This is a genomic window from Nocardia sp. PE-7, from assembly GCF_030486425.1.
Lineage (GTDB): Bacteria > Actinomycetota > Actinomycetes > Mycobacteriales > Mycobacteriaceae > Nocardia > Nocardia salmonicida_A.
In genome coordinates, this window is sequence record NZ_CP129614.1 from 6,910,784 (window position 1) to 6,935,146 (window position 24,363).

At 66.6% G+C, this 24,363-nt stretch carries 24 protein-coding genes and 1 tRNA gene; 8 read left to right on the forward strand and 17 right to left on the reverse strand.

Features of this window, described 5'->3' with window-relative positions; genetic code table 11:
- The first annotated feature begins 180 nt into the window (after nucleotides 1–180).
- Nucleotides 181–360, forward strand: coding sequence for a transposase (locus QX204_RS34495; protein ID WP_367620210.1), 180 nt, complete (start codon nucleotides 181–183; stop codon nucleotides 358–360).
- 397 nt (nucleotides 361–757) lie between these two features.
- Here QX204_RS34495 and QX204_RS32320 read toward each other — a convergent pair whose 3' ends face one another.
- Nucleotides 758–1,882 carry a ParB/RepB/Spo0J family partition protein gene (locus QX204_RS32320; RefSeq protein ID WP_301904238.1) on the reverse strand — a complete coding sequence of 375 codons (1,125 nt, stop codon included), beginning with the start codon at nucleotides 1,880–1,882 and terminating at the stop codon, nucleotides 758–760.
- A 426-nt stretch (nucleotides 1,883–2,308) separates the two neighbouring features.
- Complete coding sequence (locus tag QX204_RS32325) at nucleotides 2,309–2,485, reverse strand: hypothetical protein (protein ID WP_301904239.1); 177 nt, start codon at nucleotides 2,483–2,485, stop codon at nucleotides 2,309–2,311.
- 52 nt (nucleotides 2,486–2,537) lie between these two features.
- On the opposite strand from QX204_RS32325, the gene QX204_RS32330 reads away from it, so the two are divergent.
- On the forward strand, nucleotides 2,538–3,071 hold the full coding sequence (locus QX204_RS32330; RefSeq protein ID WP_301904240.1) for a peptidylprolyl isomerase: 534 nt from the start codon (nucleotides 2,538–2,540) through the stop codon (nucleotides 3,069–3,071).
- A gap of 72 nt (nucleotides 3,072–3,143) precedes the next feature.
- On the opposite strand, the gene QX204_RS32335 is transcribed toward QX204_RS32330, so the two are convergent.
- Nucleotides 3,144–3,593, reverse strand: a complete 450-nt coding sequence (locus tag QX204_RS32335) for a PH domain-containing protein (RefSeq protein ID WP_301904241.1) — start codon at nucleotides 3,591–3,593, stop codon at nucleotides 3,144–3,146.
- An 84-nt stretch (nucleotides 3,594–3,677) separates the two neighbouring features.
- Entirely contained in the window at nucleotides 3,678–3,941 is a 264-nt protein-coding gene (gene crgA / locus QX204_RS32340; protein ID WP_056822573.1) for a cell division protein CrgA, read from the reverse strand.
- A 93-nt stretch (nucleotides 3,942–4,034) separates the two neighbouring features.
- Between crgA and QX204_RS32345 the strand changes: the two genes are divergently transcribed.
- The 3 genes from QX204_RS32345 (at nucleotide 4,035) to QX204_RS32355 (ending at nucleotide 5,977) form a co-directional block, all read left to right on the forward strand.
- Nucleotides 4,035–4,697 (forward strand): aminodeoxychorismate/anthranilate synthase component II, encoded by a 663-nt coding sequence (locus QX204_RS32345; RefSeq protein ID WP_301904242.1) that lies wholly within the window; start codon nucleotides 4,035–4,037, stop codon nucleotides 4,695–4,697.
- On the forward strand, nucleotides 4,694–5,374 hold the full coding sequence (locus QX204_RS32350) for a RibD family protein (protein ID WP_301904243.1): 681 nt from the start codon (nucleotides 4,694–4,696) through the stop codon (nucleotides 5,372–5,374). The genes QX204_RS32345 and QX204_RS32350 overlap by 4 nt, the downstream gene beginning before the upstream one ends.
- A 144-nt stretch (nucleotides 5,375–5,518) precedes the next feature.
- The gene (locus QX204_RS32355) at nucleotides 5,519–5,977 is read left to right on the forward strand and encodes a deaminase (RefSeq protein ID WP_301904244.1); all 459 of its coding nucleotides are present in this window, start codon (nucleotides 5,519–5,521) and stop codon (nucleotides 5,975–5,977) included.
- Nucleotide 5,978: 1 nt separating this feature from the next.
- On the opposite strand, the gene QX204_RS32360 is transcribed toward QX204_RS32355, so the two are convergent.
- The 8 genes from QX204_RS32360 to QX204_RS32395 all read right to left on the reverse strand — a co-directional run bounded on the left by QX204_RS32360 (nucleotide 5,979) and on the right by QX204_RS32395 (nucleotide 16,411).
- Nucleotides 5,979–6,398, reverse strand: coding sequence for a CBS domain-containing protein (locus tag QX204_RS32360; RefSeq protein WP_301904246.1), 420 nt, complete (start codon nucleotides 6,396–6,398; stop codon nucleotides 5,979–5,981).
- Nucleotides 6,399–6,499: 101 nt separating this feature from the next.
- Nucleotides 6,500–8,395, reverse strand: a complete 1,896-nt coding sequence (gene pknB / locus QX204_RS32365) for a Stk1 family PASTA domain-containing Ser/Thr kinase (protein ID WP_301904247.1) — start codon at nucleotides 8,393–8,395, stop codon at nucleotides 6,500–6,502.
- Entirely contained in the window at nucleotides 8,392–9,912 is a 1,521-nt protein-coding gene (locus QX204_RS32370) for a protein kinase domain-containing protein (protein WP_301904248.1), read from the reverse strand. The genes pknB and QX204_RS32370 overlap by 4 nt, the downstream gene beginning before the upstream one ends.
- A gap of 37 nt (nucleotides 9,913–9,949) precedes the next feature.
- Nucleotides 9,950–11,422, reverse strand: coding sequence for a peptidoglycan D,D-transpeptidase FtsI family protein (locus QX204_RS32375; protein WP_301904249.1), 1,473 nt, complete (start codon nucleotides 11,420–11,422; stop codon nucleotides 9,950–9,952).
- A complete protein-coding gene (locus QX204_RS32380) occupies nucleotides 11,419–12,891 on the reverse strand; it encodes an FtsW/RodA/SpoVE family cell cycle protein (protein WP_056822556.1) in 1,473 nt (490 codons plus the stop codon). Before QX204_RS32380 ends, QX204_RS32375 begins: the two co-directional genes overlap by 4 nt.
- Nucleotides 12,891–14,342 (reverse strand): PP2C family protein-serine/threonine phosphatase, encoded by a 1,452-nt coding sequence (locus tag QX204_RS32385; RefSeq protein ID WP_063055331.1) that lies wholly within the window; start codon nucleotides 14,340–14,342, stop codon nucleotides 12,891–12,893. The genes QX204_RS32380 and QX204_RS32385 overlap by 1 nt, the downstream gene beginning before the upstream one ends.
- On the reverse strand, nucleotides 14,339–14,815 hold the full coding sequence (locus QX204_RS32390; protein WP_062992366.1) for an FHA domain-containing protein FhaB/FipA: 477 nt from the start codon (nucleotides 14,813–14,815) through the stop codon (nucleotides 14,339–14,341). Before QX204_RS32390 ends, QX204_RS32385 begins: the two co-directional genes overlap by 4 nt.
- A gap of 168 nt (nucleotides 14,816–14,983) precedes the next feature.
- Complete coding sequence (locus QX204_RS32395; protein WP_301904250.1) at nucleotides 14,984–16,411, reverse strand: FHA domain-containing protein; 1,428 nt, start codon at nucleotides 16,409–16,411, stop codon at nucleotides 14,984–14,986.
- 219 nt (nucleotides 16,412–16,630) lie between these two features.
- Between QX204_RS32395 and QX204_RS32400 the strand changes: the two genes are divergently transcribed.
- Nucleotides 16,631–16,713: transfer RNA gene (locus tag QX204_RS32400), tRNA-Leu, on the forward strand.
- 51 nt (nucleotides 16,714–16,764) lie between these two features.
- On the opposite strand, the gene QX204_RS32405 is transcribed toward QX204_RS32400, so the two are convergent.
- From QX204_RS32405 to QX204_RS32415, 3 genes are read right to left on the reverse strand one after another with little or no spacing between them, the layout of a single operon-like run.
- Complete coding sequence (locus tag QX204_RS32405) at nucleotides 16,765–17,301, reverse strand: TetR/AcrR family transcriptional regulator (RefSeq protein ID WP_301904251.1); 537 nt, start codon at nucleotides 17,299–17,301, stop codon at nucleotides 16,765–16,767.
- Complete coding sequence (locus QX204_RS32410; protein WP_301904252.1) at nucleotides 17,298–18,137, reverse strand: alpha/beta fold hydrolase; 840 nt, start codon at nucleotides 18,135–18,137, stop codon at nucleotides 17,298–17,300. The genes QX204_RS32405 and QX204_RS32410 overlap by 4 nt, the downstream gene beginning before the upstream one ends.
- A gap of 44 nt (nucleotides 18,138–18,181) precedes the next feature.
- Nucleotides 18,182–18,820, reverse strand: coding sequence for a class I SAM-dependent methyltransferase (locus tag QX204_RS32415; RefSeq protein ID WP_301904253.1), 639 nt, complete (start codon nucleotides 18,818–18,820; stop codon nucleotides 18,182–18,184).
- Nucleotides 18,821–18,957: 137 nt separating this feature from the next.
- On the opposite strand from QX204_RS32415, the gene QX204_RS32420 reads away from it, so the two are divergent.
- Nucleotides 18,958–20,337, forward strand: a complete 1,380-nt coding sequence (locus QX204_RS32420; RefSeq protein ID WP_301908189.1) for a hypothetical protein — start codon at nucleotides 18,958–18,960, stop codon at nucleotides 20,335–20,337.
- A gap of 790 nt (nucleotides 20,338–21,127) precedes the next feature.
- Here QX204_RS32420 and QX204_RS32425 read toward each other — a convergent pair.
- Complete coding sequence (locus QX204_RS32425) at nucleotides 21,128–22,162, reverse strand: stage II sporulation protein M (protein WP_301904254.1); 1,035 nt, start codon at nucleotides 22,160–22,162, stop codon at nucleotides 21,128–21,130.
- An 18-nt stretch (nucleotides 22,163–22,180) separates the two neighbouring features.
- On the opposite strand from QX204_RS32425, the gene QX204_RS32430 reads away from it, so the two are divergent.
- Nucleotides 22,181–22,927 (forward strand): RDD family protein, encoded by a 747-nt coding sequence (locus QX204_RS32430; protein ID WP_301904255.1) that lies wholly within the window; start codon nucleotides 22,181–22,183, stop codon nucleotides 22,925–22,927.
- A gap of 147 nt (nucleotides 22,928–23,074) precedes the next feature.
- Here QX204_RS32430 and QX204_RS32435 read toward each other — a convergent pair whose 3' ends face one another.
- Nucleotides 23,075–24,361, reverse strand: a complete 1,287-nt coding sequence (locus QX204_RS32435; RefSeq protein ID WP_301904256.1) for a DUF58 domain-containing protein — start codon at nucleotides 24,359–24,361, stop codon at nucleotides 23,075–23,077.
- Between the last annotated feature and the right edge of the window lie 2 nt (nucleotides 24,362–24,363).

Genomic DNA, 24,363 nt, shown 5'->3' on the forward strand with positions numbered 1-24,363 from the left:
TATATAGGCCTTTCCCAGTTAATGCGACAACTCGGCATTGGAGTCCTGTTCGGCCTGGTGAGGGCGGAGAAGGGACACTGATCGCCGTGGCAGGACGTAAGCGGCACTCCGCAGAGGACATGGTGGAAGAAGCTGCGGCGAGCCGACGAGCTGACCGCCGCCGGTAAGACGGGGGAGGAAATCGCCGCCGAGATCGGGATATCGCCAGCGACGCTCTACATCTGGCGCCGCCAGTACGGTGGGGTCGACACCGACGCGGCGAAGGAACTTGGAGCGCTCCGCGAGCAGAACGCCCGCTTGAAGCGGCTGCTCGCGGACGCCGAGCTGGAGAAGTACGCGTTGCGGGAGATCGCCAAGTGAAATTCTGAGCCCAGCCGCCAATCACCGTGCCGTCGACAAGCGCGCCGGCACCTCGTGGTGTGGGCGATGGATTTCCCATTCGATTTCACGGTCGAGGGTCGGGCGGTGAAGATCGTGTCGATGATCGACGAACACACCCGCGAGTCGCTGCTACATGGTGATCGGCGATTTCAGGGCCGACCACAACCGCGGCACCGGCATTCGGCGCTGGGTTACCTGACTCCGACCGAGTATGCTGCGGCCTGCACTCACTCCACCACCCGGTGACCTGCGAGATAAATTTGAACACGGTACGAAATCACCTGGCTCTATTCCCGGGTGGTCTCGTCATCGGGGACCGGTCACTCGGTCAGAAAGTGGTGAGTACATCCACTGCCCGGGATGCCTGTACAGATAACTACTCTGGCGGGACATCACGGGTGGCAAGTTGAGTGGCAAAGTCCTGCCACATATTTGCGCAAACTTTCGCAACCTGAACAACTGTTGATACCTGATGTGCCGGAATGGCCTGAATAGAATTACTGCTATTTCGGCGGTTGACTGTGCCCACGAGGAGGCGAAGGAGCGCCCGCCCGTCCTCGTTCGACCTAATCGATGGATCCCGACGAAGACTATTCAGCAAAACATCCACTACAGTCGCCGACGTGGTGTCACCTACGCAACCAGAAACTTGCTGGGCAGTGGAGGAAGTCTCATCAGGCGACATTCTATTCTTCACATCTTTGACGGTCGCAGGCGATAGTCCTACCGCTCTGGCTACCTCTCGCAAAGAGGCATTGGGGTTTGACTTGAAAAGCTCTGCTGCGCGCTGTCTGGAATTTGAACTGTCGACTGGCCGCATCTTGCCATCCCGGCCTAGGCGCTTGTTCAACCGAGAGTCTTCCTCAGTTGAACAAGACCGAATCGAAGCGACAGTCTTTGTTGACAGTCCAACCAGCTCCGCGATCATTCGATCGGACCACGTTCCGTGGGTCTCAAGTATTCGATGTGTTGCCGCCAAACGGTCTTCGCGGGAAAGCGGCAAACCTTGCTCGGCATTAACCTGGACGGCGAACAAGAAGGCATCTGTTTCGGAGCCATCGAAAAATGAGACATTGATTGTCGATTCGCCGCGTTTACGCGCTGCCATAAGCCGGTGAGCGCCATCTATCACCTCCATTGTTTCTCGGTTGACGACAATTGGCGGAAGAGTGATACCTGCTTCGATCAACTCTTGAATATGTCGAATATCGATGCCGCGCACTCGTGGCGAGTTGGCAAGGTTTATTTTGTCAATCGCTATCGGTTGAGGAGTTGAGCAGCTGTGAGTCCACATGACATTGAGATCATTATCGGGCCGCGATTCGCACGGGCTGATTCCCGATATGCGAAACTCGAGATCCTCCAGCGGCCCAGGGTTCACTACTCTGGCAGAAGCATGCAACGACGTCACGGAATCGGTAGTCGAAAGGCCTTCTGTCACATCGGCAATCGTGTCCGTCGAGCGCGACAACAATCGCACACGATCGTGATCAACCGCCATGGAACCTCCCCGTCCCTGGTCAAATGCAAGTCCGCCGGGGTTCGATCCGGCAGCGAAGCTAAAATTTTTGCCTTACATAGGAGTTGGACGCGGTACCGATCTGGGCGGTTCCCCTACCTGGAGTGATATACGTCACTCTATTTCCCGGCTGTGAGTGCAAGGAGGTGCCCGGGCGGTTCGAATCCATGACAGCAGGCGCCACGGGCGAAGCCGGCCGGCGCTGAGATCTTGAACAGTAGTCAACGCCCCGGAGACCATGCTCGAGCCGTCCGAGATCCGCGAGACGCCGTGGATACTCACTAGTCACGGCCTGCGGCAGACGTGTCGCCGCAACGCCAATTCCGCTAGATCGGTCTTTGTGGCGTTGCCGATGCGACACCGGTACGCCATTGCTGTCCAGGTCGCGATGATCCTGGTCGTATCGGTTCAGTGTGCGCCTGTTTCCGGCACCACGGCCGGCGCCGAGCCGTTGCGGGAATACCCCAGACGCGGCGGCTCGGCGGCTGGTTCCGGCAGTTGCGGACGCTTGGCGCGGGCCAGGTAGGCCAGGGCGCCCGCCCCGGCGAGCGCGAGCGAGGCGAGCAGTGGATTACGAAGCTTCATTCGACCACTGTGGCACAAACGGATTCGGCGTGCCGCGTGGCACCATAACTGCGTGACCTCACCCAACCAGACGGCCGTGGCGACTCTGCACACCAACCACGGCGATATCAGGATCGCGCTTTTCGGTAACCACGCCCCGAAGACGGTGCGCAATTTCGTCGGTCTGGCCGACGGCTCCGCGCCGTATTCCACCGTCAACGCCGGCGGTACGGAAAGTGGCCCGTTCTACGACGGCGCCGTCTTTCACCGGATCATTCCGGGGTTCATGATCCAGGGTGGCGACCCGACAGGTACCGGCCGAGGAGGGCCGGGCTTCGAGTTCGCCGATGAGTTCCACCCGGATCTGCGCTTCGACCGCGGCTATCTGCTCGCGATGGCCAATGCGGGCGCCGGCACCGAGACCAATGGTTCACAGTTCTTCATCACCGTCGGCGCGCAGCCGCATCTCAACCGCAAGCACTCGATCTTCGGCGAGGTGGTCGACCCCGATTCGCGCAAGGTGGTCGACGCGATCGCCTCGGTGAAGACCGATCGCAACGATCGCCCGACCGACCCGGTCATCATCTCAGCCGTGAGTATCGACTGATCACAGCCACACAAAAAACTCCCCGCCGCGGTTCATCGCGGCGGGGAGTTCTTTGCTTCACGTGAAACAACGTCAGTCGGAGGTCACCGAGGCGAAGCCGTTGACGACGAGCGTGTCGTACACATCGTGGGGATTGGTGCCGAGGTCCCAGCGGCCGAAGATCAGCAATCGCTCGGTGCCCTCGTGCTGGACGTCGACCTCGAGCATCGCGCTCTTGCGGCCCAGGCGGCGGTAGGAGACCATCCGAATCCGGTCGATCCGGTCGATCGGGTAGTCCTTCGGACCGGTGAGCGTGCCGACCACCAGACGCGGCGCGGCGCCGGGAATCATGGTGAGCCGGGGGCGCTGCCGGAAACCGAGCACAGCCGTTGCCAGCACCGCCACAGCGGCGATGCCGACCAGGAGCCTGCTCGGCCCGTCCTGAGCGAGGATTGCCGCCACGACCAGCAGGATTCCGCCGCCGGTGACGACAAGCAGACCTGCGGTAGGGGTCGACCACGAGACAGGTTGTGCGTCGTTCACGCGGTTGTTCGCCCCTCTATCCTCGAGTTGTGCACAGGGTTATCCACAGGTGTGCATGAATAACACCGGTGTAATCCGCTCCGATCAGCGCCATCGCATGGTCATGATCAGGCCGACGACCATCAGGCCGAACCCGATCAGGAAGTTCCAGGCGCCCAGATCGAGCATGAACGCGATGTGGTCCTGCGCCAGGTAGTAGACGATCAGCCACACCAGGCCGGCGAGCATGAAGCCCAGCATGATCGCGACGTACCAGACCGGCGACGGCCCCGCTTTCACCTTCACCGGCGTACGGCTGGCGGGGCTCGGGGTGTAGTCGGCCTTCTTGCGGACCTTGGACTTGGGCATGACGTCCTCGAATTCGGAGTACAGGTAACTCCTAGGCTATCCCACCAGGTAATGGATGCGACGACCTACTGGGTCGCCACGTACCCTCGACGCATGCGTGTATTGGTCGTCGACAACTACGACAGCTTCGTATTCAACCTGGTCCAGTACCTAGGCCAGCTTGGCGCCGACGTCGTGGTCTGGCGCAATGACGATCCCCGTCTCGACGATCTGGACACCCTGCTCACCACCGGTGACGAGGGCGGCGCGTTCGACGGCGTGTTGGTGAGCCCCGGCCCCGGCAGCCCCGACCGGGCGGGCGCGAGCATCCCGCTCGTGCACGCCGCCGCGAAGCACGCTGTACCGCTGCTCGGCGTGTGCCTCGGGCATCAGGCGATCGGCGAGGCGTTCGGCGGCACCGTCGACCGGGCGCCCGAACTGCTGCACGGCAAGACCAGCGATGTGTTCCATCTCGGATCCGGCGTGTTGGCCGGGCTGCCCGACCCCTTCACCGCCACCCGCTACCACTCGCTGACCGTTCTGCCCGAATCCATGCCCGACGAACTCGTGGTCGTCGGGCACACCGAGAGCGGCATCGTGATGGCGGTGCGTCACCGCACCCTGCCCATCCACGGCGTGCAATTCCACCCCGAGTCCGTGCTCACCCAGGGCGGGCACCGGATGCTCGCCAACTGGCTGGAGGTCTGCGGCGAACGTCCATCGGAGGCCCTGGTCGCCGCGCTCGAGGCGGAGGTCGCCGCGCTGGTGACCAAATGAAGGTGCTGCTGTCGGTGGCGGCCAGTATCGACGGCTATATCGATGACGCGAGTGCGCAGCGACTCCTGCTGTCGAACACCGCCGACTTCGATCGGGTCGACCAGATCCGCGCCGAGTCCGACGCCGTCCTGATCGGTGCGCAGACGCTGCGCACCGACAATCCCCGGTTGCTCGTGAACAGCGCCGAGCGCCGGGCCGCGCGGGTGGCGGCGGGCAAACCGGAGTATCCGGTGAAAGTGACCGTCACCGATTCCGGTGATCTCGGTCCACACCTGCGCTTCTGGCACACCGGCGGCGACAAACTCGTCTACACCTCCAGCGCGGGCGCCGCGAAGCTCGGCGACCGGCTCGACGGACTCGCCGAGGTGATCAGCCTCGGCGAGCGACTCGCGCTCTCCGCTCTCGTCACCGACCTCGGCCGCCGAGGCATCCACAGGCTCATGGTCGAAGGCGGTACCGGCATGCACACCGGCTTCCTCGCCGCCGACCTGGTCGACGAGATTCGCCTGGCGATCGCCCCGATCCTGGTGGGCGACCCGGCGGCCCCACGCTTCGTCGGACCGGCCGAGTTCCCCGGCGGTGCCGGTCGCAGGCTGCATTTGGCGGGTGTGGAACAACTTGGGGATGTCGCTGTGCTGAACTACCTGGTCAGCCCCGATTCCGGACCCCGCGACTAACTGGTACCGCGAATGGAATCACTGCACTGACCTGGGAAAATGCAACTGTCCACAGTTCGCGGACAACTTTTCTCCACACCTGAACATGACCGATTCCACATCACGCGAGGGTTGTGGATAACTCGCCCACCACAGGGAAAAGACATGAGCTACGACGACACCGACCACCGGTTCATGCACAGGGCGATAGAACTCGCCAGGAACTGTCCCCCCAGCGAGACGGCCTATTCGGTCGGCGCGGTGATCGTCGCCGACGGGGTGGAGATCGCGACCGGCTTCTCCCGCGAAACCGATGCGAAGGTACATGCCGAAGAGGCCGCGCTGAACAAGCTCGACCCCGACGACCCCCGCCTGACCAGGGCGACGATCTACAGCACCCTCGAACCGTGCTCCACCCGCGCCACCGCGACCCGGCCACCGTGCGCCGATCGCATTCTGGCCGCGGGCATTCCCACGGTGGTCATCGCCTGGCGCGAGCCGAGCCTGTTCGTCGCCGCCTGCGAGGGTGTGGACAAACTCCGCACCCACGGCGTGCGGGTAGTGGAGCTCACCGACCTGGCCACCGAAGCCATGTCGATGAACACCCACCTGGATTTGAGCTAGCTCACGGCCGCCCGTAGATGGCGGTCACGAATTCGCCGAGCTGATTGTCGTCGAGGTGGCGAGCCAGGTCGGCCTCGCTGATCATGCCGACCAGGTGCTTGTTCTCGATCACCGGCATCCGCTTCACCCGGTGCGACTCCATCTGGTCGAGCACGTCTTCCACATCGGCGTCCGCGCTCACCCATCGCGGTGTCGACTCGCAGAGTTCCGCGGCCGTCGTCAGATCAGGAGACAGACCGAGCGCGATGCACTTCACCACGATGTCGCGGTCGGTGATGATGCCGCACATGCGCTCGTCGTCATCGGCGACGACGAGCGATCCGACCCCGAGATCGGCCATCGCTGTCGCGGCGGTCGACACGGTGTCACCGCGGGTGATCCACTGCGCACCGGGCTTCATGATGTCCCTGGCTGTCGTCATAGGGGCTGTACCTCCTCGTCAGCAATGCTGGATGGGATGAAAGCAGCCTCATTCTGCGCCCGAGTGGGCGCGGCAGACGCGTTCGCCATCCAATCGAGACCTCAACGCGGAATCGGTGAAGCTCCTACATGCAGCACCACATTGCCGTTGATCGTCACTGCCGAATTGGCCGCCGGACTCTGCCCGACGACCTTGCCCGAGGCATTGCCGTCGAGGGTGATCACCGTGGTCTGGCTGAGCTGACCGGTCCATCCGAGCCCACGCAGGGTCTCCTGGGCCTGCACCGGCGTGAGCCCGGTGAGATCGGGGACGGTGATGCGGTCGCCGGCGGAGACCTGGACCGTGATGGTCGAGCCCTTCTCCGCGTTGCTGCCGCCCGACGGGTTGGTGGCGAGCACCTGGCCCTTCGGCAGCGAGGACTTCACCTCCTGGATCTCGACCTTGAAACCGGCGGAGTCGACCAGATTCGGCTGGGCGATCGAGATGTCCTGGCCGACCACGGTCGGTACCCGAACCTGCTCCGGACCGCTGCCGATGGTGACGACGATCGGCCGATCGATGTCGACCCGCACGCCCTCGCTCGGATCCTGCGCGATCACCTTGCCGTTCTCGGCTGTGCTCGACGCCTTGCGCGCCACGTTCGGATCCATCTGCAGGCCGATCGAATTCAGCTTCTGCTCGGCCTCGGTCTGGCTCATCCCGAACAGGCGCGGCAATTGCACCTGCGTCGGACCGGTCGAGACCTGCAACGTCACCGTGCTGCCCTCGTCGATGCGCGAACCACCGAGCGGCTGGGTCGCGATCACATTGCCCGGCGCCACCTTGCCGTCCGGCCTCTCCTGCACGGCCACATGGAAACCGGACTGCTGTAGTTCGTTCTGCGCCTGCTGAGCGGGCTTGCCCGACAGATCGGGAATGGCTACCTGATCAGCCCGGCTGCCCGGACCGACCAGCACCCAGAACAACCCGAACGCCACGGCCAGCGCGGCCGCGACACCGAGCGCGATCAGCCCGGTGCGGTTACGTTCCTCGCCGGGCGGCCCGACCGCGGGGTGCTCGGAGGTGTCGTCGCGGCGGTCGTGGAAGGTCCGCGGGCCCGGCTCGTCGTCGTAATCGGTGCGGTCTTCGTCGTTCATCACCATCGGCGCGCTCGGCTTCTGCCCGCCGAGCACCCGGATCAGGTCGGCCCGCATCTCCGCGGCCGTCTGGTACCGGTTGGCCGGGTTCTTGGCCATCGCCTTGAGGATCACCGAATCGAGCTCGCGCGGTACGCCGGGGTTGACCGACGACGGCAGCGGGGGATCTTCCTTCACATGCTGGTAGGCGACAGCCACCGGCGAGTCACCGGTGAACGGCGGCTGCCCGGTGAGGATCTCGAACAGCACACAGCCGACCGAGTACACGTCGGAACGCGCGTCGACGGTCTCGCCGCGCGCCTGCTCGGGCGACAGGTACTGGGCGGTGCCGATCACCGCGGCGGTCTGGGTCATCGGGTTGGCGCTGTCGGCGATCGCGCGCGCGATGCCGAAGTCCATCACCTTCACCGCACCGGCGCGGTTGATCATGATGTTGGCCGGCTTCATGTCACGGTGCACGATTCCGGCCTTGTGGCTGAAATCGAGCGCGGCGCACACATCGGCCACGACTTCCATCGCCTTGCGCGGCGCCAGCGGTCCCTTGCCGCGCACGATGTCGCGCAGGGTGTCGCCCTCGACGTACTCCATGACGATGTAGGGCAGCGGCCCGCCGTCGACGGTGGCCTCGCCGGTGTCGTACACGGCCACGATGGCCGGGTGGTTCAGCGCGGCCGCGTTCTGCGCTTCGCGCTTGAACCGCAGGTAGAACGTGGGATCGCGGGCCAGATCGGCCCGCAGCACCTTGATCGCCACGTCGCGGGACAGGCGCACGTCGCGGGCCCGGTGCACCTCCGACATGCCGCCGAACCCGATGATCTCGCCCAGCTCATACCGAGAGGAGAGGTTCTTCGGGGTCGTCATGGTTGTCCTATGGTCGGGCCTACGGCCGTGTCGCTATCGGGGAACGGCAGGTCGAAGGTGGGCAGCCGGGGGCGACCCACCGTGGTGGTTCCCCCGGCGGGCGCCGTGGTGGTCGCTTCCGGTTTGGTCGTCTTCGGCGTCGTCGTCGGCTTGGTCTTGCTGGTGGTGGTGGGCGGCGCCGTGGTGGTGGGCGGCTCGGTGGTCGTCGTCGGCGGCTCGGTGGTGGTCGTCGGACGCGGCGGTTCCGTCGTGGTCGGCGGTTCCTCGGTGACGACCGGCGGCGGCACCGGCCTGGTGGTGGTCACCGGCGGCGGCACCGGCCTGGTGGTCTGCACGGTGGTGGTCGTGGTGCCCGAATCCCGGTTCGGTTCACCGCCGAACAGCAACCACAGCACGCCGCCACCGAGCAGCAGCGCGCCGACACCGAGCGCGATCAGCCACTTCTGGTTGTTCTTGGCGTTGCTCGCGGGGACCGGAGCGGGCGCGGCCGCCTGGGTGGCCGGACCGCTGTAACCACCGGTCGGCGGACCGACGGGGCCGCCCGGCTGATGGCCGAAGCGCATGGTCGCGCCGTCGTAGTCGGCCGCGGCCGCGGCAGCGGGAATCGCCACGGTCGGGCCGGGCGGCAGCACCCGGGTCGCACCGGTCATCGACGGACCGGTGGCGCCGCCGGGGATCGGCGGCATGTGTCCGGCGCGCACCGCGGCCACGGCGTCGGCGAACTCGCCGCCGCTGCTGTAGCGCTGCAACGGATCCTTGGCCATCGTGATGGCGATCAGTTCGTGCACGTTCGCGGGCAGGTCGTCGGGCATCGGCGGCGGCGCGTCGCGCACGTGCTTCATCGCGACGGTGATCGCGCCCTCACCGGTGAACGGACGGACTCCGGCCAGTGCTTCGTAGCCGACGATGCCGAGGGAGTACACGTCGGAGGCCGCGGTGGCGTCCTCGCCGACGGCCTGTTCGGGCGCGATGTACTGGGCGGTGCCCATCACCATGCCGGTCTTGGTCACCGGCGACGCGTCGACCGCCTTGGCGATGCCGAAGTCGGTGATCTTCACCTGACCGGTCGGCGTCACCAGGATGTTGCCCGGCTTCACGTCGCGGTGCACCACGCCTGCCGCGTGCGCGACCTCGAGCGCGCGCCCGGTCTGCTCGAGCATGTCGAGACCCTGGATGACCGAGAGCCTGCCCATGCGGTTGAGCACCGCGTTGAGCGGTTCGCCCTGCACGAGCTCCATCACCAGGTACGCGGTCTCGCCGCCCGACGGGTCGGTGGTCTCGCCGTAGTCGTAGATGCCCGCGATCCCGGGTGCGTTGAGCTGCGCGGTGGTGCGCGCTTCCACCCGGAACCGCGCACGGAAGGTCGGGTCGGCGGAGAACTCGGTTTTGAGGACCTTGACCGCCACCCGGCGATCGAGCCGGGTGTCCATCGCCTCCCACACCTGACCCATACCGCCCGTGGCGATGAGCCGCTGCAGGCGGTAGCGGTCGGCGATCATGGCGCCGTTGTTCAGCATCGGGGCCCCCGTGTTGTCACTCGCACACTCATTTCGTTCAGCCCCCTGCCAGGCCCGCGTCGAGCACAGACCTGGCGATCGGTGCCGCCACCGAACCTCCGGTGGCAGCCAACTGCCTGTTGCCGCCGTTCTCGACGATCACCGCGATGGCGATCTTCGGGTTCTGCGCGGGCGCGAAGGCCATATACCAAGCATGTGGCGGGGTGTTACGGGGATTACTGCCATGTTCGGCCGTTCCGGTCTTCGACGCGATCTGGTAAGGCGACCGCCCGCCGCCCACGGTATTGGCCTCCGAGGCGACCATCAGATCGGTCAGGGTCGACGCTACCTGGGGGCTCACTGCCTGCCCGACGCTGACCGGTTTGGTCTTGCTGAGCTCCGACAGATCGGGCGCCTGGGTTTGATCGATCAGATACGGCTGCATTCTGGTGCCGCCGTTGGCGATGGTCGCGGCGATCACCGCGACATTGAGCGGTGTCACCGACACATCGCGCTGACCGATGCTCGACTGGCCGAGCGCGGCGTTGTCCGGGATCTGGCCGACGGTCGATTCGGCGACCGGGATCGGCACACCGGGCGGATCCTCGACGCCGATGCCGAACGCGGCGGCCTCGTCCTTGAGTTTGGCCGCCCCGACCTTCACGCCGAGTTCGACGAACGCGGTGTTGCACGAACGCCGGAACGCTTCGTAGAGGCTGGCCGTCGGCATGTCGCCGCAGGTGGTGCCGTTGTAGTTCTCCAGCGTGGTGCTGGTCCCGGGCAGGGTGATGTTGGGCGCCGCCGTGAACTGGTCGTTCGGACCGGCGACACCGTTGGACAGCGCGGCCGCGGTGACGACCGTCTTGAACGTCGACCCCGGCGGGTAGGTCTGCGAGACAGCGCGATTGAGCATCGGCTGACTCGGATCGGTACTCAGCCGCTCCCAGGCCGCCCGCCCCGCCGCGCCGTCGTGGCCCGACAGCTCGTTGGGGTCGTAGCTCGGCGTGGAGACCATGGTCAAGATCTTGCCGGTGCTCGGTTCGATCGCCACGACCGCGCCGGTGTAGCCCTTCGACGTCATCTGTTCGTAGGCGACCTGCTGCATCATCGGGTTCAGCGTGGTGAGCACGTTCGCGCCGCGCGGATCGCGCCCGGAGAACATGTCGATGAGCCGACGGCCGAACAGGCTCGAGTCGTTGCCGGAGAGCAGCGGGTCCGCGGCCAACTCGAGCCCGGTCTTGCCGTACTGCATCGAGTAGAAGCCGGTGACCGGCGCGTACGCCGAAGGGTCGGAGGGGTATTCGCGCAGGTACTTGTACCGGTCGTCGGTCGCGACGGACCCCGCGAGCACGGTGCCGCCCGCGGAGATCTGACCGCGCTGGCGCGAGTACTCGTCGAGCAGCACCCGCGAGTTGCGCGGATCGCTGCGCAGATCGTCGGCCTTGACCACCTGTAGATAGGTCGCGTTCACGAGCAACGCCACCACCATCACCATGACGGCGACGGCGACACGACGCAGAGGTGTGTTCATTCGCTCACCCTGCTTTCCGGCCTGCGGACCAGTTCCGTGGCCGCGTCGGCGATCGGTGCGGGCGCGCGCTTACGGGCCGGTGCCGGTGCGCGAGCCGCATCGGAGATCTTCATCAACAGCCCGAGCAGCGCGTAGTTCGCCAGCAGCGACGAACCGCCGTAGGAGATGAACGGTGTGGTCAGGCCGGTGAGTGGAATCAGTTTGGTGACACCGCCGACGACCACGAAGATCTGGATCGCGATGGTGAACGACAGGCCGGCCGCGAGCAGCTTGCCGAAGCTGTCACGCACGGCCAGCGCGGTGCGCAGCCCGCGGACGATGAAGATCAGGAACAGCATCAGCACCGCGGTGAGCCCGATCAGGCCCAGTTCCTCGCCGATGGTGGTGACGATGAAGTCGGTCTTGGCGAAGGGCACCTGCTGGGGCCGACCGCTGCCGAGGCCGGTGCCCGCGAGCCCGCCGGTGGCGAAGCCGAACATCGACTGCGAGATCTGGTAGCCGGTGTTGTGGTAGTCGTCGAACGGGTGCAGCCAGGTGTCCACGCGCACGCGCACATGCCCGAAAAGCTCGTAGGCGAACACGAATCCGAGTGCGAGCAGCCCGCCGCCGATGATCAGCCAGCCCACCCGTTCGGTGGCGATGTAGATCATCACCAGCACCGTGCCGAAGATGAGCAGCGAAGTGCCGAGGTCTTTTTCGAGCACGAGCACGCCGATGCAGACGATCCACACGATCAGGATCGGACCCATATCGCGTGGCCGCGGCCACTCCATGCCGAGGAAGTGCTTGCCCGCCGCGGTGAACAGGTCGCGCTTGGCCACCAGGACGCCCGCGAAGAAGATGATCAGCAGGATCTTCGCGAATTCGCCCGGCTGCATGCTGAATCCGGGCAGCCGGATCCAGATCTTGGCGCCGTTGACTTCGGAGAATCGGCTCGGCAACAGTGCCGGAATCGCCAGCGCGACCAGGCCGACCAGGCCTAGTGTGTAGGTATAGCGCGCCAGCGTGCGGTAGTCCCGCAAGACGATGAGCAGGCTGATGAACACCACGATGCCGAGGCCGGTCCACATGATCTGCTGGTTGGCGTCGGGGGAGGGCACCGCTGTCGCGTCGTACGCCGCCTTCTGCGCTTCGGCGAGATCGAGCCGGTGGATCAGCACCAGCCCCAATCCGTTGAGCAGCGCCACAATCGGTAGCAGGAGCGGGTCCGCGAACGGCGCGAACCGGCGCACCGCGAGATGCGCGATTCCGAACAGCGCGAGGAACGCCACCCCGTACTTGGCGATGTCGGTGGTGATCGACTGTTCCTGGCTCGCCTCGACGATGAACAACGACACCGTCGTGATGCCCGCCGCGCCCGCCAGCAACAGCAACTCCTGGTTGCGTCGCGTCGACGGCGGCGGCGCCGGCGCGAATCCACCAGGGGGACTGGGGAACGCCCCAGCCGACGGCGGTGGCGGTGCGGACATCAGTCCGTCACCCGGCAGTTCTCCCCTGAGATCTGCGGGGTTGTCGGAGGAACGGTTGTGGTGGTCGGCGCGGGGGTGGTCGTGGTCGGTGTCGCGGGCTGATCAGGGCCGGGAGTCGGTGCGCCGCCGGGGATCACCGGGGTCTGCTCGGGCGGCAGCACGCCGGGCTGGGGGACCGTTTCCTTCTTCGGGCACGGCGGAAGGAGCTCGTTCTGCGCCAGCACCTTCATGCTGCCGCGCGCCTTGTCCAGCGAATCCGGCGGCAGGCCCTTCTGTACCTGGTCGCGCCCGGTCTGCTTCAGGTCGCTGACCGTCAGCGTCTTGCAACCACTCGGCGCGGGCTTGCCCACCTCGACGAGAGTGAGCTCGCTCTTGCTGTTCACACAGCCCGTGAGCTCCACGTCGTGGATCGAGTAGCCGAGGATCGAACCGGGCAGGCCGCGCATCACGACCACCTTGTCGTTGTCGGCGCCCACGTAGTAGTTGCTGCGAATCATCTTGTAGCCCACCACGAGTCCGATGGCCACCGCGGCGATCAACGCCAGCGACAACAGCAGCCAGCGCAGCTTGTGCGACTTCGTTTCCGGCGGCGGCGGCGCGGCGGCGGCCCGGCGCGGTTGCGCGCGGGGCGGACGCATGGCGGCGGCGCGCCCTGCCGCGGTATTCGGCGGCGGGGAGTCTTCCTCCTCCTCGGTGGAGGCGGCGCCCGCGAGAATCGGGTGGCTCTGGCCGTAGTCGAGGTCGATCACATCGGCGACGACGACGGTCACATTGTCCGGACCACCGCTGCGCAGCGCCAGCTCGATGAGCCGGTCGGCGCACTCGTCGGTGTTGCCCTCGCGCATGGTGTTGCCGATGGTCTCGTCGCTCACCACGTCCGAAAGTCCGTCGGAGCACAGCAGATAACGGTCACCGGCGCGGGCTTCGCGCATGATCAGCGTCGGCTCGATCTCGTTGCCGGTGAGGGCACGCATGATCAGCGAACGCTGTGGGTGGGTGTGCGCCTGCTCGGCGGTGATCCGGCCCTCGTCGACCAGCGACTGCACGAACGTGTCGTCGCGGGTGATCTGGGCGAGTTCGCCGTCGCGCAGCAGGTAGGCCCGCGAGTCGCCGATATGGACCAGGCCGAGCTTGCGCCCCGCGAACAGGATCGCGGTGAGCGTGGTGCCCATGCCGTCGAGTTCGGGTTCGGCCTCGACGTGGTCGGCGATGGCGGCGTTGCCGGAATGCGTGGCGTGGTCGAGCTTGCCGAGGATGTCCTCGCCCGGCTCGTCGTCGTCGAGATGCGCCAGTGCGGCGATCATCAACTGCGAGGCCACTTCTCCGGCGGCGTGCCCACCCATGCCGTCGGCCAGCGCTAACAGGCGTGCGCCCGCGTAGACCGAATCTTCGTTGTTGCCCCGGACGAGTCCGCGGTCGCTTCGCGCGGTGTAGCGCAGAACAAGTGTCACGATCGCAGCTCGATCACTGTTTTGCCGACTCGCACCGGAGTGCCGAGCGGAACACGGACGGCGGTGGTGACTTTCGCGCGGTCTAGATATGTGCCGTTGGTGGAACCGAGGTCTTCCACGTACCAGTCGTCACCACGCTGAGACAGTCGCGCGTGCCTGGTCGAGGCGTAGTCGTCGGTGAGTACCAGCGTCGAATCGTCGGCGCGTCCGATGAGAACCGGTTGCGTGCCGAGGGTGATTCGAGTGCCGGCGAGTGAACCATGAGTCACCACTAGATACTTGGCGCCCTTCTGGCTTCGGCTGAAGGAGGGCAGACCGATGGATCCGCGATTACCGCGGGTTGCCCTCGGCTGTATCCGTATGCCGGATGCCGCGTAGATATCGCTGCGCAAGGTCCGCAGAACGGCCCAGACGAACAACCAGAGCAGCAGCAGGAACCCCGCGCGGGTCAATTGCAGGATCAATCCCTGCACGGCGTTCCACCTCCTGTTTGCCCGGGTACGTCGGTACGGCAGGTGCGGGCCGAACCACCCCCACCAGCGTGCTGGCTTGCGGGCCCCGAGGTCGGGACCGTGCGTGTAATGGCAGCATCATAGAGCCGACAGCGTCGACTCGTGACGTGCACCGCGCAGCTTACGGGATCAGACGATCCGGATCAGGATCTCGGAATGTCCGGCCCGGATCACGTCGCCGTCGGCGAGCTGCCAATCCTGCACGGGGGAACCGTTGACGAGCGTTCCGTTGGTGGAACCGAGGTCCGAGAGCATGGCCGTCTGGCCGTCCCAGCGCACCTCGATATGCCGACGCGACACGCCCGTGTCGGGCAGCCGGAAGTGGGCATCCTGGCCGCGGCCGATGATGTTGGAACCCTCGCGCAGCGCGTAGGTGCGGCCGCTGCCGTCGTCGAGCTGGAGCGTGGCCGAGTAGCTCGACTGGGCGGCGGCGTAGCCCGCGCCCTGCTGCTGGCCGTAGCCCTGCTGGCCGTAGCCGCCGGCGGGCTGGGCGTAGCCGCCCTGCTCCTCCTGGCCGTAGGCGGGCTCGGCGTAGCCGGGCTGCGCGCCGTATCCCTGCTGGCCGTAGCCCTGCTGCTGGGGTTCGGCATAGCCCTGCTGGCCGTAGCCGCCCTGCTGGTCGTAGCCCGGGTCGGCGTAGCCCTGCTGGCCGTAACCGGCCTGCTGGCCGTAGCCCTGCTGCTGGGGTTCGGCATAGCCCTGCTGGCCGTAGCCACCCTGCTGGTCGTAACCGGGCTCGGCGTAACCGGCCTGGCCGCCCTGCGCGCCGTAGCCACCCTGCTGGCTGTAGGCCTGCTGGCCGTAGCCGCCCTGCTGGTCGTAACCGGGCTCGCCGTACGCGGGCGCGGCGCCGTAGCCACCCTGCTGGCCGTAGCCCTGCTGGGCGGGCGCGGCCGGGTCGTAGCCGTTCTGGTAGTCGCCACCCTGCTGGCCGTACGCGTCGCCATATCCGGGCTGCGCCTCGGGCGCGCCGTAGCCGCCACCGCGGCCGTAGTCGTCTGCCGGGTAGGGAGCCCCTGGCGCGCCTGCGGGCGGCGGTGCGTACCCGCGGTTGCGTGGATCGGACTCCGCGGGCTCTCGGCTTGGCTCGTAGCCTGAGTTATGCGTCATGGGGCCAGCTCCTGGTTGCGGGTGTGCGGGTCGTTGTGGCGGTCCGGTGCGAGGTGGGGCCGTCCCGCGACCGGCGTCGGGGTCGACGCGGCCGCTCGCTCTGAACATTCCGGTGTGCAGCGTAGGTGATGCCTCGAACGCCACGTGTACTTCGCCGTAGGTCTGCCAGCCCTGCTCCCGGATGTAATCCTGCAGATGTTTGGCGAACGCTTTGGTTGTCAGGTCGTGATCGGCGTCGAGCTTGCCGTGATCGGTTTCGTTGATCGTGATCACGTAACTGTTCGGTGCGAGGCGATGCCCGCCGTCCAGATCCTGGATCTGATCTGCGGCTTCACGCTGCAGCGCGGCCTCCACCTCTTGGGGAACCACACTGCCGCCGAACACCCTCGCGAACACGTCACCGACAGCGCCCTGCAAGCGACGTTCGAATCTCGACACGATGCCCATCACAGCCCTCCCTTCGGTGCGCGTGTCCGCCCTCCTCGACACGCTGGTTACGGCGTGTCCGGACCCGACCACGTTCCTTGCATGATATCCACGATCCTCTACCTGGGTAACTCCCGGCGGCGCCCCCCGGTTCCCCGACCGGATTCCACGGCATCGCCGCAGGTCAGGGAATCGATTTTATTTTCGCCCGCGGGGCATGTTAGATTTTTCCAGTCGCTCGGGCGAGTGGCGGAATGGCAGACGCGCTGGCTTCAGGTGCCAGTGTCCGTAAGGACGTGGGGGTTCAAGTCCCCCTTCGCCCACAAGACTAAAGGCTCGATCCTTCTGGATCGGGCCTTCTGTCGTTTCCGGGGTCAGGGGCGGGCGATGCGGAGCAGGGCGGCGCGAAGATCCGGCCGCGGGGACTGTGTGTCCAACTCGAGTAATGCGGTTTCGGCTGTGGCCGCTACCAACAGCACGGCGACGGGCGCCGGGTCGGTCCAGCCCATCGCCGTGAGGTCGGTGGTGAGCAGGGCGGCGGCCGCGGAATTGCGGGCGCTGACTTCGGTGGCCAGGCCCGCGTCGGTTCTCGCCTGTACTAATAGGCCCTTTGTCGCGGGAGCGGCGAGGCAACCGTCGAGGTAGGCGGTGAACCCGGCCGCGAGGCGTTCCTCGCCGGGGGGTAGATCGGCGGTCGCCGCACCGACCCGGGCGTCGAGTTCGTCGTGGAAGGCGCGGTGCAGGGCGAGTACGTAGGACTCTCGGCTGGGCCAGTGCTGGTAGAAGCTGCCCTTGGCCATCTCGGCGGCGGTCGTGATGGCGTTGACCGAGAGCTTGCTCAGGTTCTCGGTGGCCAGTAACTGCCTGCCCGCGTTCAACAGGGCCCGACGGCCGGGCTCAGCGGATCTCATTGCCGCATTCCAGCACAGCCCGCGAGAAACTCGCGCACGGTTTCGAGGAACAGTTCGTGGGCCTCGGCGAATGGTTCGTGCCGGGTGGGCAGCAGTGCGACCGGCGCCGCGGGGAGGGCGCGGGCGATGCCGCGCCGGTTCACCAGCCACGGGTTGCTCGGGTCGTTGCGGCCCCAGACCACCTGGACGGGAACCGCGGGGAGGATCGGCGCGGCGGCCAGGTCGACGCGCGGGTCGTCCAGGCTCCGCCAGATACTGCGGTACACCGCGAGCCGGATCGGATCGCCGGGTATCTCGCGGGCCCGGTCGAAGAGGGGCCGAACACCCTCGTTACGCGGCGAACCCAGATACAGCCGTGCGTTCACGACCACGAACCGCCGGGCCACCGAGGGCCGCGCGATCAATCGGAACATGGCCCTGGTCAGCACATTCAGTGGTGCGAACCCGGCCGACTGCACCAGCACCAGCCCGCGCACCAGATCCGGCGCGCGCTCGGCCAGGCGGACTGCCGCGTATCCGCCGACGCTGTTGCCGATCACCGTCAGCGAACCGAAACCGATCTGGGCCAACGACTTCGACACTCGCACGGCCACGTCAGCGAGCGCGTCGACGGTGATCACGTCCGGATCGATGACCGTCGACGCGCCGTAACCCGGCCAGTCGATCGCCGCCACGGCCCACGTCTCGCCCAGCGTGGGGACGATCTGATCGAAGTCGCGGTGGTCGCCCGGATTCGCGTGCAGCAGGAGCAGTCCCGGCGCATCGCCGGGCGATCGCCCGCTCAGATGTACGACCACGTCCCCATACGGCGTGGCGACAGTGATCGGTGTGCTCATGTCCCGACGGTAGCCATGACCGACCGGTCGGTCAAGAGCCGGGATCACACCTTGCGAGCGATCAGCAGGTGGTGCGGAATCGGCGGATTCGCCACCGTGCGCTGCTCCACGGTCAGGCCGGCGGAGCTGAGCGCCGCCACCACATCGGCGACCGGACGCAAAGTGAATCCATAAGGGGTGAAAGGCATTGTGGCCATCGCTTCGGGATCGCCGATGCCGATCACCGCGGTGCCGCCGGAGCGAAGGACGCGGGCGAGTTCGTTGCAGGCGGCCGGGAGGTCGGCGAGGAAGTAGATGGTGTTGACGGTGATGGCGGCGTCGAGGCTCGCATCGGGCAGTGGGAGCGCGGTGAGGGTGCCGTCGGCGAGCGTAAGGCGACCCTCCGCGATCTCCATGGTGAACCGGCTACGAGCGCGGGTGAGCATGTCGGGGGACGGCTCGATGCCGTGCACCATGCCTTCGGCCCCGGCGCGGGCCAGCAGAAACTCCAGTCCCACCCCACCGCCGAAGCCGATATCGGCGACCGTGGCTCCGGGTGACGGCGCGGCGGCATCCACGGCCGCCGCGATGGCACGCTTGTTCCCCCGGTTGAGCACGAACGCGACGCCCTTACCGAGCACGCCGTGCGGATTGCCGAGCTGCCCGGCGATTGTCGTGAGCAGGCGATCTTTGACCCCGGTCATTTCGCCATCGTAGGCGGCGTTTTCTCGCCGCCGGTTCCGCAGGGTGATCGGAATACTTCTCCTGAGCCCGGATTTCGGGTTCGATACAGACCGTGCCGTCTGCAACCCGCCGCCGCTTCCTCGCCCGCGCCGCTGTCCTGGTCCTCGCCTCGGCGTGCGCCTGGTCGGGTCCGGCGTCGGCGGACCCGCCGCCGGTCACCGGTCCGCTCGCGGCAAATCCTTTCCTCGGTCCGCTCGGCACGGCGACCATGCACGGGGACGCGGGGTCCTCGGATGTGACGCCATTGGCCGGGCCTGCTCCGGGGGCAGGCGTCACGGTGTATCCGCTCGGCGCGGCTTGCCCGACGCTGCTCGAAGGCGCGGACGGTCTGGTGGTGGGGCTGTGCACCGCCATCGCGGGCCAGACGCCGACGGTGTTCCTGTTCGACTCGGGTGCGTCGGGCCCGGTCGGTGGGGCGGTTGCCTCGTTGCCGTTGACCAAGGGGAGCTTGCTCGGCGGGGTCTACGCCTTTCTCGACAACGAGGATCGACTGGTGGTCGTCGACGGTGGGCGACGGCTGTTGCGCGTCGCGCATGTTCGAGATGAGGACGGTGCGTGGCGGTTGGTCGCCACCGTGCAGGCGGATCTGAGTGGCTCGATTCCGCAGGGCGACAACGTGACCGGACTGGTTCCCGATTGGACCGGCAATGTCTGGTTCGCGACCGGGCACGGGGTCGTCGGGTTCGTCGGACGAGAGGGAGATGTCGCGACGGTGGCGCTGCCGTCCGGCGAACTGGTGGCCAACAGCATTTCTTCCGCGCCCAACGGCGTTGTGGCCGTGGCGAGTACACACGCGCTGTACGAGTTGCGCGCGAAAAACGGTGAACCGGAGATTCTTTGGCGGTCCTCGTATGACCGTGGCACCGCGCGGAAACCGGGTCAGCTCAGCTGGGGTACCGGCTCGACGCCGACGTACTTCGGGCCGGTGCGCGGCGACGAATATCTCGCCATCGTCGACAATGCCGACAACGGGGTGCGGCTGATCGTGGCGCGCTCCGGTTCGGGTGAGCAGGTCTGTTCGGTGCCGGTCCCCGTCGGAGGTAGCGAGAATTCGCCGATCGGGGTCGGTTCGTCGGTCTTCGTCGCGAGTACCTACGGCTATCCGTATCCCACCGTTCCCGAGGGCGCGGGTCCGGCCGTTCCGGCGAGCGCGCCGTTCCGGGGCGGTCTGAGCCGGGTCGACCTCACTGCCGACGGATGTGTCCCGGTGTGGGACAGCGGGGTACGCAGCGCTGCCGTTCCGCGGCTGTCTCTCGCCGACGGCGGCATCCACACCCTGCGCCGCATCGGACCGGATGCGACAAGCCCCCTCGACGGATTCGACTATGTCGTTATCGACCCGGCGACCGGCGCTGTTCGCACCTCGACTCCGCTGCCGGGCACGGTCGCGGAGGACCCGCTGCAGATGGCCGCGCTCATCACCCGCGACGGCGCGCTCTGGCAGGGAACGGTCACGGGGGTCGTCCGAATCGGCTGAGGCCGTCTCGAGCGCTCGATCAGACCTCACGCCCGTTTCGGTGGCCTGACCTCGAAACGCTCGTCCAGTCGACCGTCGGTCTCCCTTGCCCCCGGGCGGGGTCGGATACTCCTGATTCCCGCAGGTGAGGCGAAGGTCACACTGTCGGTGCAACCTTGTATTCCGGATGTTCTTCTGCCGATATCTGTCCGTTCGGCGGACCGTTCGCAACCAGTCGTCCGTCCAGTTTGAGGCGATGAATTCGGTGTTTCAGCGCGATTGCTGAGCGCGCATCTCGTTTGCGACGCAGTTAACAAACTTTGGGTCTCTTTTACCGTTTCAAATAGTCGGCAACCGTAATTCCGTTGCCGAAACCCCAGGTGACAGCTATGTCCAGGGCTCGGTGTGATCCGGGGCAACCTTGCTCGACATTCGCGCGCGGGCTTCATCGAGGATGCGCGACTCGTTATCGAAGGTTTGCCGGAGGTGAATTCTCGGTGCTGCCGACTGCTCGACGAAGGCGGTGCCAGTAGTTTGCTGTGGGTGTGAAAATCAGTGCGTCCACAGGGGTTTGCAGGTTCGCAATTCTTACCCCGGACCTGCGCGTTGGGGGTTGCGTGGGGATAACGATTGTGTACAGTTGACGGTAACGCTGGCCGCAGTTCGAGCCCGACTCGCTGCGGCCAGCGGAACTCAAATGGGGGAGTTCGAAACCATCTCTTAACCTTCTGTAGCTGCCGATTGTCCGGTGCTGTTCCGGTGCGGTGTGCTCGGAGTTGTCGGCCTCACAGATGTACGTGCAGATGCGAGCTCACGCTCGGTCCAGAGCTTTCGGCTGCGCCATCAGCCACCGATCGGCCGGATCCGCCGACACCACCGGTACCGCTGCCTCGGCATCCTGTTCCTCGGCCACTCGCCTGCCGATCCCGAAGACGTAGTACAGGAACAGCGACTCGGCGGTGAAGCCCAGCGCGATCCGCACGGGCACCGGCAGCGGGCTCGGCGTCACGAAACCCTCCAGTAGTCCACACACCAGCAGCACACACACAAGCCCGAGCGCCACCGTCGCGGTCGCACGCCCCTGCCTCGCCATCGCGGCCGCCCTGCTTCGCGGCCCCGGGTCGACCAGCGTCCACCCGAGCTTCAACCCCACCCCGCCCGCGACGAACAGCGCGGTGAGCTCGAGCGTGCCGTGCGGCAGGATGAAGCCGAAGAACGAATCCAGCCGTCCCGCCTCGGCCATCAATCCACCGGTTATCCCCAGATTCAGCGCATTCATGAACAGTGCGTACACAGCCGGAAGGATCAGCACGCCTGTGAACAACGCGATCGCCGACACCAGCGAATTGTGGGTCCAGACCTTCGCGGCGAAGGCCTCATTGGGGTGCTCGGAGTAGTACGACTCGAACGAACCCCCAGGTCCGGTGACATCTGACAGGTCACCGTCGGGTATCCCCAGCGCCTCGCGGGCCGCGGCCGAACGATTCACAAGCACGCCGATCACCCCCGCGACAGCGAGGAAGATCGCAGTTGTCCCCAGCCACCACGGCCAGGCTCTGTACACAGCCGCGGGAAAGTGCCGGGTGAAGAACCGGCCCACCTCGCGCCACGGCTGCGACCGCGCCGCGAGTACTCGCCCGCGGGCCCGCGCCAGCAGCGCACTGAGCCGGTCCACGAGCTCCGGATCCGGGTGGTGCCCCTGCAATCTCGCCAACTGCTGCGAGGTCGACCGGTACAGCCGGACCAACTCGTCGGCCTCCGCGCCCGACAACTTCCGCCGGCGAACCAGCTGATCGAGCCGATACCACGACTGTTGATTCGCCCAGCTGTAGGCATCGGTGTCCATATCGGGAATGCTAGCCACATGGCTGAATTCACCACCGGCGAAGCGGTAGCGCTCGAACTCCCGATCGCGCGCATCCCCAGCCGTGCGGGCGCTTTTCTGCTCGACCTGATGCTCCAGCTCGCGCTCGCCGCGACGCTGCAATACGTCTTGATGCTGGTGCTGATCGCCACCGATGCCGATTCCGCCTGGTTCTCGGTGACGGCGGTCATCACGTTGGTGACCGTGTTGATCGCCTATCCGGTGTGCAGCGAAACCGTCTCGCGCGGGCGGTCGCTGGGCAAGCTGGCGTTCGGGTTACGCGTGGTGCGGGCCGACGCGGGGCCGACCGACTTCCGGCACGCGCTCACGCGCGGCCTCGCGGGCGCGATCGTCGATTTCTGGCTGCTCGGTGCGTTCGGCGCGGTGGCCGTTGTCGCGTCGCTGTGTTCGCGCGATGGCAAGCGGGTGGGCGATGTGCTCGCCGGAACGGTAGTTGTGCACACCCGCCAGACCATGCCGGTGCCGTCGCTGGCCGTCGCGCCGCCGTGGTTGACCGGCTGGTCGGCGCAGCTGGACCCGAGCGGGATCTCCGACGAACTGGCCGGGGCGGCGCGACGGTATCTGACCCGGCTGCCGACGCTCACGCCGCCCACACAGCACTATCTGGGCACTCAGCTCGTCGAGGCCATGTGTGCTGCGCTGCGCTGCCCGGTGCCCCTCGGCTACCCGCCGTATCACGTGCTCGGCGCGATTCTCGCTCGGCGACAGCAGCTTTCACGGGTGTAGATCACCAGCCTGTGTACGAACCACCTGTGCACAGACCAGCCTGTGGATGAATCTGTTGGCGAGTCGGTGGATGAACTGTGAGTACCGGTGGAAACTGCGGTTATCCACAACCACGTGCGGTTGTGCACAATTCGCGACGTCCACAGATCACAGCGAGCCGGACTGTTTCAATTCGAGGTATTCGTCGGCCAGCGCCTCCGGCAGTTCATCGGGGGCCGCGGCCACCACGGCCACCCCGCGCCGGCGCAGTGATTCCTGCACGAGAGCGCGTTCGGCCAGCACGGTTTCGGCGGCGGCCGCCGTATAGACCGCCGAACGATCACGGGCAGCAGCGGCGATGTCGGGATCGGTGACGGACACGATCAGCACCCGATGACGTCGGGTGAGCGTCGGCAGCGCGGGCAACAGGTGCTCGGTGACGGTCGGTCCGTCGAGACTGGTGAACCACACGATCAACGCCCGCCTGCGAACCCGCGAGATCACGGTGCGGACCAGCCCGTCGGTGTCGGTGTCCACCAGCTGTGGAGTAACCCCCGCGAGGGTGTGCATAAGTTTGAGAGGCAGCTGATTGCCGCCGACTCCGGTCACTTCCGCGCGCACCCGCCGGTCGTAGGCCAACAGGTCCACGGTGTCGCCCGCCGCCGCGGCCAGCCCACCGAGCAGCAAGGCCGCTTCGATCGCACTGTCGAGGCGAGTTCCCTCGCCGACCCGCCCCGCACTGGCCCGCCCGGTATCCAGAACCATCAGCATGTGGCGGTTGCGTTCGGGCCGCCAGGTCCGCACCAGCACGTCGTTGGCGCGTGCGGTGGCCCGCCAGTCGATGCTGCGCACGTCGTCGCCTGCCACATACTCGCGGAACGAATCGAACTCGGTGCCCTGCCCGCGTGTATTGGCGACATTGCGGCCCTCGAGATGATGCAGCCGCTTCACCTTCGAACGCAGTAGGCGCTCACTGCGAAACGCGGGCAGCGCGCGCACCCTGGCAGGTACATCGACGCGGCTCTGCCGTCCGGCCAGGCCCAGTGGTCCGAGCAGCCGTAGCGTCACCGGACCCGCGACCCGATCGCCGCGATAGACCGGAGTCAGGCTGGTACGCAGGCGGATTCGGGTGTGCGGGGCCAGATCCAGGTGCCTGCCGTCGATGTCGGCGCGGGCGCTGTCGGGCCAGGCGTCCCACAGCATGCCGCGCACGGTGGCCGGGCCGGTGTTGGTGACCACCAGTTCCACCTCGGTGCCGCGACCGAGCCGCACCACCGTCAACGGATCGCGGGTCAGCGACAGCGAATCCGCCCGCGCGGTGAGCGCGACATCGGTCAGCAGCAGCGCCAGCAGCACCGCGCACGCCCCGAGCACCCCGACCCCGGTCGGCACCACGAACATCACCACCGCCGCCGCGACCGTGGCGAGCAGCGCGAATCGGCCTGTGACCACCACGT